Source organism: Amycolatopsis sp. WQ 127309 (genome assembly GCF_023023025.1).
In the GTDB taxonomy this organism is placed as follows: Bacteria; Actinomycetota; Actinomycetes; order Mycobacteriales; family Pseudonocardiaceae; genus Amycolatopsis.
In genome coordinates this window covers 7,133,840-7,150,579 of sequence record NZ_CP095481.1, presented here as the reverse complement: position 1 = coordinate 7,150,579, position 16,740 = coordinate 7,133,840, and the positions used below count along the sequence as shown (strand labels likewise).

The 16,740-nt window shown below is 73.2% G+C and carries 12 protein-coding genes; 8 read left to right on the top strand and 4 right to left on the bottom strand.

What is annotated here, in order from left to right; genetic code table 11:
• The first annotated feature begins 2 nt into the window (after positions 1–2).
• Positions 3–509, top strand: coding sequence for a DinB family protein (locus MUY22_RS32290; RefSeq protein ID WP_247050935.1), 507 nt, complete (start codon positions 3–5; stop codon positions 507–509).
• A complete protein-coding gene (locus tag MUY22_RS32285; RefSeq protein ID WP_247050933.1) occupies positions 509–1,459 on the top strand; it encodes a squalene cyclase in 951 nt (316 codons plus the stop codon). The genes MUY22_RS32290 and MUY22_RS32285 overlap by 1 nt, the downstream gene beginning before the upstream one ends.
• 10 nt (positions 1,460–1,469) lie before the next feature.
• Here MUY22_RS32285 and MUY22_RS32280 read toward each other — a convergent pair whose 3' ends face one another.
• Positions 1,470–2,630, bottom strand: coding sequence for a DUF1015 family protein (locus MUY22_RS32280; RefSeq protein WP_247050931.1), 1,161 nt, complete (start codon positions 2,628–2,630; stop codon positions 1,470–1,472).
• Between the two features lie 124 nt (positions 2,631–2,754).
• Here MUY22_RS32280 and MUY22_RS32275 point away from each other — a divergent pair, with 124 nt between their 5' ends.
• Positions 2,755–4,269 (top strand): MDR family MFS transporter, encoded by a 1,515-nt coding sequence (locus tag MUY22_RS32275; RefSeq protein ID WP_247050929.1) that lies wholly within the window; start codon positions 2,755–2,757, stop codon positions 4,267–4,269.
• On the opposite strand, the gene MUY22_RS32270 is transcribed toward MUY22_RS32275, so the two are convergent.
• Together MUY22_RS32270 and MUY22_RS32265 are read right to left on the bottom strand one after the other, a co-directional pair.
• The gene (locus tag MUY22_RS32270) at positions 4,266–5,147 is read right to left on the bottom strand and encodes a TIGR03854 family LLM class F420-dependent oxidoreductase (RefSeq protein ID WP_247050927.1); all 882 of its coding nucleotides are present in this window, start codon (positions 5,145–5,147) and stop codon (positions 4,266–4,268) included. The genes MUY22_RS32275 and MUY22_RS32270 overlap by 4 nt on opposite strands.
• A 64-nt stretch (positions 5,148–5,211) precedes the next feature.
• Positions 5,212–5,649: a MarR family winged helix-turn-helix transcriptional regulator gene (locus MUY22_RS32265; RefSeq protein WP_247050925.1), complete on the bottom strand. Its 438-nt coding sequence runs from the start codon at positions 5,647–5,649 to the stop codon at positions 5,212–5,214.
• 70 nt (positions 5,650–5,719) lie between these two features.
• Here MUY22_RS32265 and MUY22_RS32260 point away from each other — a divergent pair, with 70 nt between their 5' ends.
• Together MUY22_RS32260 and MUY22_RS32255 are read left to right on the top strand one after the other, a co-directional pair.
• The gene (locus MUY22_RS32260) at positions 5,720–6,112 is read left to right on the top strand and encodes a DUF5313 domain-containing protein (RefSeq protein WP_247050923.1); all 393 of its coding nucleotides are present in this window, start codon (positions 5,720–5,722) and stop codon (positions 6,110–6,112) included.
• A gap of 16 nt (positions 6,113–6,128) precedes the next feature.
• Positions 6,129–7,067, top strand: coding sequence for an RluA family pseudouridine synthase (locus MUY22_RS32255; RefSeq protein ID WP_247050921.1), 939 nt, complete (start codon positions 6,129–6,131; stop codon positions 7,065–7,067).
• Between the two features lie 133 nt (positions 7,068–7,200).
• Here MUY22_RS32255 and MUY22_RS32250 read toward each other — a convergent pair whose 3' ends face one another.
• Positions 7,201–7,560 carry a hypothetical protein gene (locus tag MUY22_RS32250; RefSeq protein ID WP_247050919.1) on the bottom strand — a complete coding sequence of 120 codons (360 nt, stop codon included), beginning with the start codon at positions 7,558–7,560 and terminating at the stop codon, positions 7,201–7,203.
• 717 nt (positions 7,561–8,277) lie between these two features.
• On the opposite strand from MUY22_RS32250, the gene MUY22_RS32245 reads away from it, so the two are divergent.
• The 3 genes from MUY22_RS32245 (at position 8,278) to MUY22_RS32235 (ending at position 16,732) form a co-directional block, all read left to right on the top strand.
• On the top strand, positions 8,278–8,490 hold the full coding sequence (locus tag MUY22_RS32245; protein WP_247050917.1) for a hypothetical protein: 213 nt from the start codon (positions 8,278–8,280) through the stop codon (positions 8,488–8,490).
• Positions 8,491–8,524: 34 nt separating this feature from the next.
• A complete protein-coding gene (locus tag MUY22_RS32240; RefSeq protein ID WP_247050915.1) occupies positions 8,525–8,851 on the top strand; it encodes a hypothetical protein in 327 nt (108 codons plus the stop codon).
• 198 nt (positions 8,852–9,049) lie between these two features.
• A complete protein-coding gene (locus MUY22_RS32235; RefSeq protein ID WP_247050914.1) occupies positions 9,050–16,732 on the top strand; it encodes a SpvB/TcaC N-terminal domain-containing protein in 7,683 nt (2,560 codons plus the stop codon).
• Positions 16,733–16,740 lie beyond the last annotated feature (8 nt).

Sequence of the window (16,740 nt, the reverse complement as noted above, 5' to 3'; positions counted from 1 at the left end):
TCGTGACCACCGAACGCCCGGAACCGCCCTCGATCGGGGGCGAGCGCGAAATGCTGCGCACGTTCCTCGACTTCCACCGCGCCACCCTCGCCATGAAGTGCGACGGACTGTCCGACGAGGACCTTCGCCGCGCCTCGAGCCCGCCCTCGACGCTGTCCCTGCTCGGTCTCGTCCAGCACATGGCCGAGGTCGAGCGCACCTGGTTCCGGCGGGTGATCAACGCCGAGGACGTCCCGCTGCGGTACTCGGCCGACGGCGACTTCCAGGCCGCCTACGACGCGAGCTCCTCGACGCGCGCGGAGGCGTTCGAAGCCTGGCAGGCCGAGGTCGAGCAGTCGCGCAAGATCGAAGGGGCCGCCGAGTCCCTCGACGTCACCGGGTACCAGGTGCGCTGGGGCGAGGACGTCTCGCTGCGCCTGGTGATGCTCCACATGATGCACGAGTACGCCCGGCACAACGGCCACGCGGACTTCCTCCGGGAGGCCATCGACGGCGTCACGGGCGTCTGATGGACGTGCTCGCCTGGCTGTGCGACGCCGATCCGGCCCTGCGCTGGCAGGTCGAGCGCGACCTGCTGGGCGAGCCGCCGACGGTCTGGGAGGCCACCCGCGCCCGCGTGACGACCGAAGGTTTCGGCGCACGGCTGCTGGCGAAACAGGACCCGGACGGCCAGTGGGCCGGCGGCGCGTTCTTCCCGGCGGACTTCGACTTCGCGAGCATGAAGACGGACGGCCAGCCCTGGACGGCGACGACGTGGGTCCTCAACGACCTGCGTGAGTGGGGCGTCGACGCCGCTGCTCTGAGCGGGACGGCCGAGCTGCTCGCGGAGAACTCCCGGTGGGAGTACGAAAACCTGCCGTACTGGGACGGCGAGGTCGACTGCTGCATCAACGCGTGGACGCTCATGAACGGCCTCTGGCTCGGCGCCGACGTCGCCGGGATCGCCGGCTGGTTCGTCGAGCACCGCCAGCCGGACGGCGGCTGGAACTGCGAGTGGGTCGAAGGGTCGAAGCGCTCGTCCGTCCACTCGACACTCAACTCGCTCAAGGGCCTGCTGGCCTGGGAAACGACGACGGGCGGCTCACCGGCGACCCACGCCGCCCGCCGCGGCGGCGAGGAATACCTCCTGGAGCGCGGCCTCTTCCGCCGGCTGTCGACCGGCGAACCGGTGCTGCCGGACGTGAGCGGCTTTTCGTACCCGTTCCGCTGGCACTACGACGTGCTCAACGCGGCCGAGTACTTCCGCCTCGCGTCCCGGCTGGACGGCACGCGCCCGGACCCGCGCATGGCGGAGGCGATCGAGCTGATCCGCGCGGCCCGGCAGCCGGACGGCAGATGGCTCCAGGGCCGCCGGCTCCCAGGCCGGGTGTGGTTCGAGACCGACGTCCCGGAGGGCGAGCCGTCGAAGTGGCTGACCCTGTCGGCGACGCGCGTCCTGACCTGGTGGGACGGGTCGTGACCGCCCGGCGTCAGAGCGCCGCCAGGACCAAGCCGCTGCGGGGCTTCGGTGTGAAGTACGTGGCCTTGCGGGGCATCCTGCGGCCCGCCGCGTGCACCGCCAGGACGTCGGCGTAGGCCACCGGGGCGAGCAGGACCACGGCGTCCGCGTCGTGCGGTGCCGGGCGGCCGGCCGGGAGCGGGTGGACGTGCGGGCCGTCCGGGTCGACGTCGAGCGCGTCGGCGAACAGGACGCGCTCGACGATCTCGTGGTCGATCACCGGGTCCGGCCAGGCCTGCTTCGGGAGCGGGATCCGCAGCACCGCCGAACCCGCGTGGACGACGACCTCGCCCGGCACCGGGACGGCGTGGTCGTCGAAGCGGACGTCGAGGCCGGCCGCGCACCAGCGCGACACCAGCTCCTCCGGGCCGAAACCGGTGCCCGTCAGCACCCGGTTGATCGCGCCGATCCGCAGCTGCGGGCCCGCTGTGACCAGGGCGAGGAGTGCGCCGTGGCCGGCTGCCGCGGCCGCGGCCACGCGGTGGTTGCCATCCGCGACCAGCAGGTCGGCGCCCGCGACCGCGGCCAGCAGCCGGTCCTGCAGCGGCCCGGCGGGCACCGCCCACAGCTCGTGCCGGCGGCCCGCGGCGTCCGAAGTGGACAGATCGGGCAGGCCGAGGCCGGCGCAGGCGCGTTCGACCTGCTCGGTCAGCAGGTCGCCGCCGGTGGCCGGGACGAGCAGCGCGGCGCTGGTCGCGCAGCCCAACCCGGCCAGCACGGCGGCCCGCTCGGCGACGACGTCCGGGTAGACGTCCTCGGTGTGCCGCACCCGCGCGGTGCCGTCGTCGGTCACTGCGGCCGGGTCGACCAGGCAGAGCAGGCCGGACGCGACGCCGTCCGGGCCCTCGATCCGGTACGGCGCGACGAACCGCCGCATCGGCCGGTAGTAGCGCTTGCGGAGCCGTTCGAGCATGGCCCGGGCGATCGGGACGGCCGCGGTCTGGTCGAGCCCGTGGGCCAGCGCCGCGGGCGTGCGGGCCGGGTGCTGCACGGCCAGCAAGGTGTCCGCGGCGCCGGGAGCGGCCAGCGCGGCGATCACTTGGTCGGGCTCGGCGAACTCGTCGACGTCGGGGCCGGGGACCGCGTCGCGGACCACCCATCCCTGCTCGATCGGCCGGATCCAGTCGCTCATCCTCCCATCTTCCGCGCCGGGGACTGTGACGGAAATTCGCTGGGGTGCGGACCACCGCGATGGAATGCTTAGGACTGCAAAGCAGTTGACTCCGGTCATGGCCACCCCGAGGAGCACGCCACCGATGACGACCCCGGCCCCCACCAGCGTGAAAGGGGTCGGCTTCCGGTCCGAACGCGGCCCGGTGCTGATCGCCGTCATGCTCAGCACGGCGCTGGTCGCGCTGGACAGCACGATCATCGCGACCGCGGTGCCCTCGGTGGTGCGCGACCTGGGCGGGTTCTCGCAGTTCCCGTGGCTGTTCTCGGTCTACCTGCTGACCCAGGCGGTCACCGTCCCGCTCTACGGCAAGTTCGCCGACGTGCTCGGCCGCCGTCCGGTGATGTTCTTCGGTATTGCGGCGTTCCTCGTCGGCTCGGTGCTGTGCGGGGCCGCGTGGAGCATGCCGGTGCTGATCGCCGCCCGCGCGGTGCAGGGCATCGGCGCGGGCGCGATCCAGCCGATGTCGATGACGGTCATCGGCGACCTCTACACGGTGGAGGAGCGCGCGCGCGTGCAGGGCTACGTCGCCAGCGTGTGGGGCGTCGCCTCGGTCGTCGGGCCGACGCTCGGCGGCGTCTTCGCGGAGTACCTGGACTGGCGCTGGATCTTCTTCATCAACCTGCCGCTCGGCGCGATCGCCGCGCTGATGCTGCACCGGAACTTCGCCGAGCGGGTCGAGCGCAAGGCGCACAAGGTCGACTACACGGGCGCGGCGCTGCTCACGGTCGGCTGTTCGCTGGTGATCCTCGGCCTGCTGGAAGGCGGCGTCGCCTGGGGCTGGGGCTCGCTGCCGAGCGTGGCGATCTTCGTGGTCGGCGCGCTGCTGCTGGTGGCGTTCGTGCTGGTGGAGAAGCGCGTCGCCGAGCCGGTGCTGCCGCTGTGGGTGTTCACCCGGCGGGTCCTGGTCGGCGGCAACCTGGTCGCGGTGGTCGTCGGCGCGGTCCTGATGGGCCTGACGTCGTACCTGCCGACCTACGCCCAGGGCGTCCTGGGCGCGGGCGCGCTGGTGGCGGGCTTCGCGGTGGCGGCGCTGACGGTCGGCTGGCCCCTGTCGGCGTCCCTGGCGGGCAAGATCTACCTGAAGATCGGCTTCCGCGACACGGCGTTGATCGGCAGCGTGTTCGTCATCGCGGGCGGCGTCCTGGTGGCGATGCTGAACGCGTCGTCCTCGATCTGGGCGGCGGCGTTCGCGGCGTTCGTCCTGGGCATCGGCCTGGGGTTGTCGTCGAGCCCGACGCTGGTGGCGGTCCAGTCGGTGGTCGGCTGGGACCGGCGCGGCGTGGTGACGGGCACGAACCTGTTCAGCCGCTCGCTGGGCAGCGCGGTGGGCGCGGCGGTGTTCGGCGCGATCGCGAACGCGACGCTGGCGTCGCGGTTCGCGAACCCGCCGGCGGACGTGGCGGGCAAGCTTCCGCCGTCGGTGGACGCGACGAGCCTGGTGCTGGGAAGCCACGAGGACACGCCGGTGACGAGGTTCGTCCGCGGAGCGCTGGCGGACGCCACGCACTACGTGTTCATCGGGCTGCTGGTGGTGGCGGCGCTTTCGGTGGTGGCCCTGCTGCTGATGCCGCGGAAGACGGAGCAGCTGGAGTTCTAGTTCTGCAGCGGCACCAGTTCGGACTGGAACTTCTCCAGGAACCCGTCGAAATCACCGTGCCCCGGCCGGATCACGAACTTGCTCAGGCCCGACTCGATGTGCTGCTCCACCAGCCGTCGCGCCTCGGGCCAGCTGGTCGCGATCAGGTCCGTCACCGGTACTCCCGGACGACGGCGCGCCGCCACCGCGGTCAGCTCCGGGGAGAGCCCGTGGTCCGCCACCGCCAGGCTCAACCCGAAGTGGTCCTCTTCGATCTCCCGCCCGGCTTCGGATGCCGCCCGCTGGATGGCCAGACGGGCCGCGAGGGACTCCGCCGGCGTGTGGAAGCTGCCCAGCCAGCCGTCGGCGAGGCGGCCCGCCCGGGCCAGGGCCGCCGGGGCGGTTCCGCCCAGCCAGACGTCCAGGGGCTTCGCCGGACGCGGGCCGAGGGTGACGCCCTGGACCTGGAAGAACTCGCCCTCGAACGTCACGTCGTCTTCGTCGAGCAGCCGACGCAACAACGTCAGGGACTCGTCGAACACCGCCGCGCGGCGGCCCTCCGGGACCGGGAACAGGTCGTGCTCGGCCTTGCGCGCCGGACGCAGGCCGAACACCGGGAGCACGCGCTTCGGCGCCAGGCCGGCCAGCGTGAGCAGCTGCTTGGCGACCAGGACCGGGTGGCGACCGGGCAGGATCGCGACGCCCGTGCCGACCTTCAGCTTCGACGTCCGCGCCAGCGCGTGCGCCATGCCGATCATCGGGTCGACTTCCGGCGAGTAGACCAGCTCCGACAGCCACAGCGAGTCGACGCCCGCCGCCTCCAGCCGCTCCGCCAGCCCGGCGAACTCCGCAGGCCCGGAACCCTGCGCCGGTGCGACGCCCAGCCTGATCTTCAGCACGACTGCCCCCTAGCTCGACTGAAGAGGACAACGCTCCGGGACGGCGGGGGCATTCCGCCGGAACTCAGGCCGTGGCGGCGATGACCCGGCCCAGCGCGGCGTGCAGCGCCTCCAGCTCACCGAGGTCCATGCCCAGCTCTTCGACGACACGGTACGGGATCTTCTCGGCTTCGGCCCGCAGCGCGCGACCTTGGTCCGTCAGCTCGACCGTCAGCCGGCGCTCGTCGGACCGGCTCCGGGCGCGCGTGACGTAGCCGAGCGCCTCCAGGCGCTTGAGCAGCGGCGACAGCGTCGCCGGCTCGTGGCGGAGCGACGCGCCGAGGTCCTTCACCGACCGCGGCGACCGCTCCCACAGCGCGAGCAGCACCAGGTACTGCGGGTGGGTCAGGCCGTGCGGCTCCAGCAGCGGGCGGTAGATCGCGATCACGCTGCGCGAAGCCACCGACAGCGCGAAACACACCTGCCGGTCGAGCTTCAGCGGGTCCTCGCCCAGGTCGATCATGCCCCGATCCTACCGTGTCGCTGGTCGCACTAATGATTAGTGCACTAACGATTAGTGTACTCTGAGCCTCATGGAACGACCTGGTGTGCTCCGCTGGTCCGGTTACGCGGTCGGCGTCCGGTTACCGGACCGCTACGGCGAATGGGTCCTGCACGACGCGACGTCGAAACACTGGCGGGCCCGGTTCGTGCTCCAGCGGTCGATCGGCATCGTGCCGCTGTGCCTCGTCTGGCTGCTGCTGCCCGGCCCGATCGGGCTCCGGCTCTCGCTGGTCCTGATGGCCGCGCTGGTCGCGTACTTCTACTCCTGCGCGTACATGGAGGAGAGCATCGAGCACCGGCTCGGCCGGCACGGCTTCCCGCACGACACCGGCCGCCGCACCCGCGCCGAGGCGGCCGCGGCCGCCAACGCCGAGGCCACCGCCCGCTACATCGCGCGCTACCGGACCCCGACGGACGGTTAGCTACAGTCGGGGCACGATGAGACGCAAGCTCCGGCCGCCGATCCCGCCCCGCCACGGGCTCGACCCCGCCCGGCTGAAACTGCCCGCCGAGGGCGACTGGCCGACACTGCTGGCCCACCTCGTCGACCGGCTGCCGCGGGAGACGCCGGACCGCATCGAGCGGATGCTGCGCGAAGAACGCATCCACGGCCTCGACGGCCCGCTGGGCGTCGACACTCCGTTCGAGCCCGGCTCGTTCATCTGGTTCCACCGCGACCTGCCGGACGAGGTGCCGGTGCCGTTCACCATCGACGTCGTGCACCGCGACGAGCACCTGCTCGTCGTCGACAAGCCGCACTTCCTGGCCACCATCCCGCGCGGCAAGCACATCCTCGAGACGACGCTCGTGCGCCTGCGCCGCGACCTCGACCTGCCGCAGCTGTCCCCCGCGCACCGGCTGGACCGCGTCACCGCCGGGCTCGTGATGTTCGTGATCACCCCGGAGGTGCGCGGCAAGTACCAGACACTCTTCCGGGATCGCAAGGTGCACAAGGAGTACGAGGCGATCGCGCCGTACGACCCGACACTGGAGCTGCCGCGGACCGTGCGGAGCCGGATCCTCAAGGAACGCGGGGTGCTCGCCGCGCGGGAGGTGCCGGGCGAGCCGAACGCCGAGACGTACGTCGAGCTGCTCGAGCACCGCGACGGCCTGGGCCGCTACCGGCTCGCGCCGTCGACCGGCCGGACGCACCAGCTGCGCGTGCACCTCAGCGGCCTGGGCATCCCGATCCTCGGCGACGACTTCTACCCCGACCTGACCGAAACCCCGCTCGACGACTTCACCAAACCGTTGCAGCTGCTGGCGAAAGTGCTCGACTTCGACGACCCGCTGACCGGCGCGCACCGCCGGTTCACCAGCGGACGCCGGCTCACCGCCTGGGACGACCTCGACGCGTGGGCGGCGCCCCCGGCATAAGACGGCCCGGCTCCCGGCCGCTCCCTTCGCACGAGAGATCTCCCGAGTCGGACGCGTACGCGCTGTGCAGCCAGGTCCGCGGACAGGTGCGGCCGGACGCTCATCGAGGGACGAACCCCGACCGCGGGCACCGTCATCCCGGACCATCGGGATGGACGAGGTCGTAGGCGCGGGAGACCTTCTGGGGCACCACCATCCGCCACGCGTCCACTACGAACTCGCGAGCCTCGGCCGGATCCAGCGCGGCGAGCTCGGCGTGGACCCAGTTGAACCGCATGTCCGACTCCGACGGCAGCCGGAACTTCCCCGGCTCACCGGCGACGAGCGCGGCGCGCTCCTCCTTCGGGTACGCGAACCCCATCACCAGCTCGTCGGGCGAGAACGCCACATAGACGATCTGCTTGACCCGAAACTTCAACCGGCCGCGCACGTACAGCGGATACGAACGCTCGAGCTCCGAACCCAGAGCAAGAACATCCCCGAGAACCGCCACGACACCTCCCCCACCTCAGGACGGAGGCTGCCAGGTCGCGCGGAAGCCGGTGCTCCTGGGTCACTCCGCTCACCAGCGTGCCCTCGATCAGCAGACGAGGCCAGCCGCCCTCGGGGCCGGCCGGGTGAAGACATACAGCGCGCGGACCAGGCCGGCCAGGTCCGGGTCCGCGGTCGGAGTGATCGCGGCGGCCAGGTCACGCGTCTTCCGGGGAGGCCCGCATCGCGTCCTTCGCGCAGAGAAGCGCGAGTGTTCTCGCGGCCGTCCGGTTGCCTCGCCGTCCGGTGCCGTTTCTCGCAGTATCGTTGCTGCTCAAGGCTTCCAAGCTCGGCTGATGGACCCCTTCGGCGGTTTCGTCAAGCGGCAGTGGGTGTGGTTCGCCGTCCCTGCGGCCGTGGTGGCCGTTTCGCCTTTCTCCCGATGTGGTGACGGCTTTCGGGCTCGTTCCCGCCGTTGCCGTCCTGCTTGCGGTGGGGTCCGGCGGCGCGGTCTGGTGCCTGCGGGTGTCGGTCCGGAACCGCGCTGCCGCGAGCGAGGACGGTTTCCGGGGCTGGCTGCCGCTGCCGACCGGCCACGACCACGACCGCCGGATCGGCTTCGCGGCCGAAACCGGGTGGCGCGTCGCGCGGCGGCGTTCGTCCTCGTCCGGATGGCACTGGCCGGAGCCGGGCCCGCGCGGTCGCGGCCACCGGGTGGCGGAACGCGACGGTCGACATCGTGCGCGTCTTCGCCCGCGACGGCCGCTCACTGCGGCGGCCGCCGCCGGAGATCCACGTCCGCTACCGCGAGGGCACCGGCATCGTGCTGAAGGCGGTGTCTTCGACGCACGGGGCCAATGCGCCGGCGGACTTCACCGACCGGCTCGCGTGGGTGGGCGGCTGGGGACGGCACAGGGTCGTCCTCTTCCCGCACGTCACCGCCCGCCGTTGACCTCCAGTGCGGTGGAGGTTGCAGCCTGGCGACCATGAACCTCGTCGTACGCGCGGAACAACAGTCGCTCTGGCTGTGCTTCGAGCCGTGGGCCAACCAGTACACACTGCTGCCGGGTACCGCTGTACTGGTCCGGTTCCCGCCGGACAAGCAAGTCGAAGTGGTGCACCACCACGACGGCATGACGTTCTTCAGCGCGGGCCCGCACCCCGACCTCTACGCGGAGGACGGGACCGCCGTGGAGATCTTCAGCGAGTACATGCCGGAATTCCCCGCCGAACTCGAACGGCACATGGACGTGCTCCGGCAGATCTTGGAGATCACCCCGCCGATCCGCACCGAGCCGGACCGCCTCAACTAGGTGTATCGACCACAGAACGACGGGACGCTGTCCTTCGACCTCTCCCGGTGGCGGATCCGGCTACGCACAGCGAGCCCGCGAACACGGCCCCGACCGGCGGTAACGTTCTCCCGGCGACCGCCGACCTCGGGATAGGGCTCGTGTGCCGCGGGTCCGGGGGACGCCTGCTGCCGGGCCCGAGCCGCCGATCGAGAGACCATGACCGAGCCTTCCGGGGCCGAGCAAGCCGGTGGGGCCGAGGAGCCGGCCGGGTTCACGCCGGTGCGGCCGCCTGTACTGAGCCTGCCCACCGGCGGCGGGGCCGTGCGGGGTGTCGGGGAGAAGTTCGCCGCCGATCCGGCCACCGGGGCGGGGTCGGTCAGCGTGCCGCTCGCGATCACGCCCGGGCGGTCCGGGTTCGGGCCGGCACTGTCCCTTGTGTACGACTCCGGCGCGGGCAACGGGCCGTTCGGGCTCGGCTGGAAACTCGACCTGCCCGCGATCACCCGCCGCACCGACAAGGGTGTCCCGCGGTACGACGACGCCGCCGAGTCCGACGTCTTCGTGCTCTCCGGCGCCGAAGACCTGGTGCCGGTGCTGACCCGCGGCGACGGTGGCTGGGCGCGGGAGGCGCCGCGGGCGCGCACCGTCGGCGGGACCGGCTACCGGGTCGAGCGCTACCGGCCACGCGTCGAAGGTCCGTGCGCGCGGATCGAACGCTGGACCGCGGCCACCGGCCCGGCCGAGGTGTTCTGGCGCTCGATCTCCCGCGAGAACGTGACCACGTGGTACGGGCGGACACCGGCGGCGCGGATCGCCGACCCGGCCGATCCCGGCCGCGTGTTCGGCTGGCTGATCAGCGCCACCCACGACGACCGGGGCAACGTCGCCGTCTACGACTACCAGGCCGAGGACGGCGCGGGGATCGACGCGGGCCTGGCCTACGAACGCGGCCGGGACCGCCGCGCCGGGCGGTACCTCAAACGCATCCGCTACGGCAACGTGACGCCGTACCTGCCCGTGCTGACCGCGGACGCGCCGTGGCCGGTGCCGCCCGGCGACGGGACCTGGTGCTTCGAGGTGGTCTTCGACTACGGCGACCACGCCGAGGCCGTCCCCGAACCGGCGCCGTCGCGGCCGTGGCCGCCGCGGCCCGACCCGTTCTCCGTGCATCGCGCCGGGTTCGAGGTGCGCACGCACCGGCTCTGCCGCCGGGTGCTGATGTTCCACCACTTCCCGGACGACCCGGCGGTCGGCCCGGGCTGCCTGGTCCGCTCCACCGAACTGGACCACACGGCGACCGGCGGGCACGACGACCGGGTCTTCAGCCGGCTGGCCTCGATCACCCACCGCGGCCACCAGCGCGCCGGCACCGGCTACCGGTCGCGCGCGCTGCCGCCGGTGCGGTTCGGCTACTCGGAGGCGGTCGTGCAGGGCACGGTCCGCGAACTGGCCCCGGGCACCCTGCCCGAAGGCATCGACGGCCGCCGCTACCAGTGGACCGACCTGGACGGCGACGGCCTGCCCGGTGTGCTCACCCGGCAGGGCGGCGCCTGGTTCTACCAGCGCAACCTCGGCCCGTCCGCACCGCCGGGCGAGGCCCGGTTCGCCCCGCCCGGCGTCGTCGACCCGCTGCCCGCGGCGGTGGCCGCGGGTGGCGTGCAGCTGCTCGACCTCGCGGGCGACGGCCGGCCCGACGTGGTGCGTCTCGCCGGGCCCGTCCCCGGGTTCCACGAACGCGACGGCGACGGCTGGTCGGCGTTCACCCCGTTGCGCTCGGTGCCCGTGGTCGACTGGGACGACGAGAACCTGCGGCTGGCCGACCTCGACGGCGACGGCCGCGCCGATGTCCTGGTCACCGCGCAGGACGCGATCACCTGGTACCCCTCGCTCGGCGAGGACGGGTTCGCCGCGCCGCGCCGGGTCGCCGCGCCGTGGGACGAGGACGACGGGCCCGCGGTGGTGCTCGCCGAGGCCGACCAGGCGATCCACCTCGCCGACCTGACCGGTGACGGGCTGGTCGACCTGGTCCGGGTGCGCAGCGGGGACGTCTGCTACTGGCCGGGGCTCGGGCACGGCCGGTTCGGGCCCAAGGTCACCATGACCGGGGAACCGCTGGACCGGCCCGGCCAGTTCGACGCGCGGCGCGTGCTGCTGGCCGACATCGACGGTTCCGGCACCACCGACCTGATCTACCTGCACACCGACGGCGTGCGGGTGCACCTCAACCGGTCGGGCAACTCGTGGGCGGACCCGGTCGCGCTGCCGGTGTTCCCGCCCGCCGACTCGGGCAGCAGCGTGCGGGCGCTGGACCTGCTCGGCACCGGCACGGCGTGCCTGGTCTGGTCGTCGCCGCTGCCGTCGGCGGCCGGCCGGGCGCTGCGCTACGCCGACCTGATGGGCGGCACGAAACCCCACCTGCTGACCAGCGTCGAGAACAACCTCGGCACCCGCACCGAGATCGGTTACGCCCCGTCGACGAAGTTCTGCCTGCTCGACCGGCTGGCCGGCACGCCGTGGGCGGTGCGGCTGCCGTTCCCGGTGCACGTGGTCGAGCGGGTCACCACGACCGACCGCTGGCGGGGCACGACGTTCACCAGCACCTACAGCTACCACCACGGCTGCTTCGACGGCGTGGAGCGGGAAGTGCGCGGCTTCGGCCGGGTGGAGCGGACCGACGCCACCGACTTCGGCGCGTTCGCCGCGGTGAACTCCGGCAGCCCGTACGTCACCGGCGACCACCGGCTGTTCCAGCCGCCGGTGAAGACCGTGACGTGGTACCCGGTCGGGCCGTCGCTGCGCGCCGAGTACTTCGCCGGCGACCCGGACGGCTACTCGCCTGCCGATCCCGGGCTCGACGACTCCGGCCCCGACCAACGCGACGTCACGCCGGACGAGCGGCGGGAGGCACTGCGGGCCTGCCGCGGGACGCCGTTGCGGGAAGAGGTCTACGAGCTGGACCCGGCGAGCGGCCGTGCGGTGCGGCTGTTCTCGGTCACCGGGCACCGCCCGCACGTGGCGCGGCTGCAGCCGCGCGCGGACCAGCGGCACGCGGTGTTCCTGGTGTCCGCGGGCGAGTCCGTGACCGCCGAGTACGACCTCGACCTGGTGACGGCGGCGGTGCCGGACCCGCGGGTGGCGCACACGCTGAACCTCACCGTCGACGAGTGGGGCACGGTGCTGCAGTCGGTCACGGCCGGGTACCCGCGCCGCCCGGCGCCGCCGGACGCGGACCCGTCGCTGCCCGCCGGCGCCGCCGCGCTGATCGCCGCCGTGCAGGGCGAACTGCACGTGAGCTACGTCGAACGCACCCGCACCGACGAGCTGCCCGCGTCCGATGTGGACAGTCACCGGCCGCCGCAGCCGTACGAGACGCGCACCTACGAGCTGTCCGGGATCAGGCCCGCCGACGGCCGCTGCTTCACCGCGGCCGACCTGCTCGCCCACCGGCTCGGAGAGGCCTACCAGAGCACCGGCGAGCCCGTCGAAACCGTTCCCTACCACGAGGTTCCGGACGGCACCCGGCCGCGCAAGCGGCTGGTCGGGCACGTGCGGACGGCGTTCTTCGACGACGCGCTGAGCGGCCCGCTGCCGTGGGGGCAGCGGACCGCGCGGGCGCTGCCGCACGAGAGCCGGAACCTGGCGCTGAGCACCGAGCACCTGACGGCGGTGTTCGGCGACCGGCTCACCGCCGACGTGACGGCGGCGCTGGGCGACCGCGCGACGAGCGGGTACCGGCACGAGGACGGCGAATACTGGCGGTGCACCGGCGTCGCGGGCTTCTCCCCCGGCGCCGAAGCCCGCTTTTTCCTGCCCGACCGCTACACCGACCCGTTCGGCAACGTCACCGTCTTCGAGCACGACCCGCTCGGGCTGTACCCGGCCGCCGCCACCGACCCGGCGGGCAACCGGATCAGCGTGACCGAGTTCGACCACCGGTGCCTGGCGCCCGCCCAGCTGACCGACGCCAACGGCAACGGCTCGCGGGTCCGCTTCGACGTGCTGGGCAACGTCGCCGCGGGGGCGTTCCACGGCAAGGCGGGCGAAGGCGACGACGTCGCCGCGCTGACCGACGACGACGTGAACCCGGGCATCCCGGCGCTGGAGGCGTTCTTCGTCACCGGCGACTACGCCGAGCCGGCCGCGCGGGCGCTGCTCGGCGCGGCCACCAGCCGGACCCTCTACCACTTCGGCGAGGCCGTGGTGGACGGCGAGGTGGTGTGGGAGCGGCACCCGCCGTGCTCGGCGTCGATCACCCGCGAGCGGCACGCCGCCGACAGCGTCGTGCGGACGTCGTTCAGCTATTCCGACGGATCCGCGGTCACCCTGGTCACCAAGGACCAGGCCGAGCCGGCGGCGCCCGGCGGGCCGCTGCGCTGGGTCGCCTCGGGCCGCACGGTCGTGGACAACAAGGGCCTGCCGGTGCGCCGGTACGAGCCGTACTTCGCCGCCCCGGGCACCGGGCACCGGTTCGAGGACCCCGAGCAGGCCGGGGTGTCGTCGGTGCTCGGGTACGACGCGCTGGGCCGGCAGGTGCGCCTCGACCGGCCCGACGGCAGCCACAGCCGGGTCGCGTTCACGCCGTGGCGCTCGGCCGCGTTCGACCCGAACGACACGGTGACCGAGGTGGGAAACCCCTGGTACGAGCGGATGTCGACGTCGGCCGACCCGGTCGACCGGCGCACGGCGGCGCTCACGGCCGCGCACGCGGACACCCCCGTGGTGTCCGTTGTGGACAGCCTGGGTCGCCCGGTCCTGACCCTGGCGCACAACCGGGTGGACGGCACCGACAGCCGGTACGCGACGCTGCGCCGGCTGGACTCGGCGGGCCGTGACCTCTGGGTGCAGGACGCCCGCGGTCTCCTGGTCGCGCAGCACGTCCTCCCGGCCCGGACCGGGGCGCAGGCGCTCGACGATCCCCGCAACCTCGCGCCGTACGGCTACACGCCGGGACACGACGCGGCCGGGCGCGTCCTCTACAGCAGCAGCGCCGAGGCGGGCGAGCGGTGGGTGCTGCCGGACGCCGCCGGGCAGCCGCTGCTCGCCTGGACCGGCCGCGGGATGCGGTCGCGCACGACCTACGACGTGCTGCGCCGCCCGCTGGCGCTGTTCGTCACCGCGGCCGGCGACACGGCCGTGTCGGGCGCGCCCCGCGACGCGGGCGGCCCACCGGATCCCGAGGTGCTCGTCGAGCAGCGGGTGTACGGCGAGGCCGTGGCCGATCCCGCGGCCAACCTGCGCGGGCGCGTGCACCAGGTCTACGACGGCGCCGGGGTGGTCACCAACGCCGCGCACGACTTCCGCGGCAACCTCGCCGCCGTCCACCGGCGGCTGGCGCGCGACCCGCGGACCCCGCCGGACTGGTCCGCGCTCGCCGGGCTCACCGACCCCGCCGCCGTCACCGCGGCGGCGGAACCGCTGCTGGAGCCCGGCGCGCCGTTCGTCACCACCACCGAGCACGACGCGCTGGGCCGCGCCGTCGTCGTGCGCACCCCCGACGGCAGCGCGTTCCGGGCCGGGTTCACCGAGGCGGGGCTGATCGGCTCGGTCGAGGTGACGATCGAGGGCGCGGTCACGCCGTTCGTCACCGACGTCCGCTACGACGCCCACGGCCGGCGCACCCGCATCGCCTACGGCAACGGCGCCGAGACGACGTACGCCTACGACCCGGACACCGCGCGGCTCACCGAGTTGCGCACCACCCGTCCCGCCACTGTGGACACCACGGCCTCGGCGCTGTTCGCCGACCGCGCGGTCGTGCAGGACCTGCGTTACCGCTACGACCCGGTGGGCAACATCGTCCGGATCGAGGACGCCGCCACGGCGTCCACAGTGGACGCCGACGGCATCGCCGGCTACCGCTACGACGCGTTGTACCGGCTGATCGGGGCGAGCGGGCGCGAGCACACCGGGCAGACGGACTTCGCCTACAGCCCGCCGGACAGCAGCCGCCGCGACCACCCGTTCACCGGCGCGCGGGTGCACGCCAACGACCTCGGCGGGCTGCACGGCTACGTGGAACGCTACCGCTACGACGGCGCCGGAAACCTGTTGCACGTCACGCACAGCGCGGGCCGCGACGTCGACTCCCCCGGCGTGACGCGCTGGCGGCGGAGCCTGCAGTACGCGCTCGACAGCAACCGGCTGCTGTCCGCGAGCCTGCCGGGCGACCCGGACGGGCTGCCGGACTACGCCGCGACCGGCGGCTACGGCGCAGTGCACGCCTACGACGCGCACGGCAACACCACCGCCATGACGTCCCTGCCGCTGCTGCGCTGGAACCACCGGGACCAGCTCCTCGCGACCGCGCGCCAGGTGGTCGTCGCCGGTACCCCCGAGACCACGTACTACGCCTACGACCACACCGGCGAGCGGGTCCGCAAGACCACCTGCGACCCCGCCGGCCGGCCGGTGGCCGAACGCGTGTACCTGGGCGGGTACGAGCTCTACCGGGAGTTCGCCGCGGACGGCACGCCGGTCACGAAGCGGCGCACGCTGCAGGTGCGCGACGGCGACCGGCGGATCGCCCTGGCCGACGTGCCCGCGGGGGCCGCGCCGGTGATCCGCTACCAGCTCGGCAACCACCTCGGCTCGGCCTCGGTGGAGCTGGACGAGTCCGGCGCGCTCGTGAGCTACGAGGAGTACCACCCGTACGGCACGACGGCGTTCCAGGCCGGGCGGAGCGCCCTCGAGGCGGGCGCCAAGCGCTACCGCTACACCGGCCGGGAACGCGACGACGAGACCGGGCTGGAGTACCACCACGACCGGTACTACGCGCCGTGGCTGGGCCGGTGGGTCAGCTGCGACCCGTCCGGCATCGCCGGCGGGCCGAACGTCTACGCCTACGTCGAGGGCCGGCCGGTGATCGCGGGCGACCCGACCGGGCACATCTTCTGGTTCTTCGTCGCCGCCGTGGTCGTCATCGCGACGCTGACGCTGGTCAGCGAGGCCGGGGCACCGAAGGACGAACGGGAGGCGGCCGCGGTGCAGCCGCACATCTCCGACGAGGAGTTCGCCGCGCACACCGCGGTCACCGGCGTGAGCATGGCCGTCGGCGGGGGCACCGGCTCGGCCATGAAGGGCGCGCCCGTGGTGCTGCAGGGCATGGCGGGCGGCCTGACCGGCGGGGTCGTGCAGGGGGTCGGCGACCAGGCCGTCCAGGACGTGAAGAAGGGCGAGGTCAGCTCCGGCAAGCAGTACGCGACCGTGGCCGTGCAGAACGGCGCGACGGGCGCGGTGCTCGGCGGCGGGCTCGCGGTCGGCGGCAAGTTCGTCGCGAACGAGGTGGCCGGGCTCAAGGGCGAAGGCGGGCCGCCGAGCAACCCGAACGACGCGGCGGCGTGGCAGAAGTACTACGAGGCCAACCCGAACGCGAAGCGGTCCGTCGGGTCGGCCGGGCTGAACGACCCGGGCACCTTCAGCGCGGACGAGATCGCCAAGGGCAAGGCGCAGGACGCCGCCTCCGGCACCACGGGCAACGACACGAAGACCGGCTCGACCCCGAAGGTGACGAAGCTGCCCTACATCCCGCCGAAGGGCAAGCAGGTCACGGCGCAGCCGACCGGCAAGACACCGCCGACCGACCACAACGCGGCCGCGCTGGGCGACCGGGGCCGGCGCATCGCCCCCGCCTACCCGCGTGACCCGCTGCACCACGTGCTGCCGCAGGAGTTCCGGGAGTGGTTCAGCCGGGCACCGCGGGGCATCGACATCGACGCCTACGCCGTGTCGATCAGCCAGGGCGAGCACTCGGCGATCCACAGCATGGAGTGGAACCAGCGCTGGGGGGCGTGGATCAGGGCCCACGACGGCGCCTCCACCAGCGAGGTCTGGGATTTCGCGCGGCAGCTGATGCGCGAGTACCACCTCGACAACCTGCCGTTCACCCGTTACCAGAAGTAGGAGTGCCC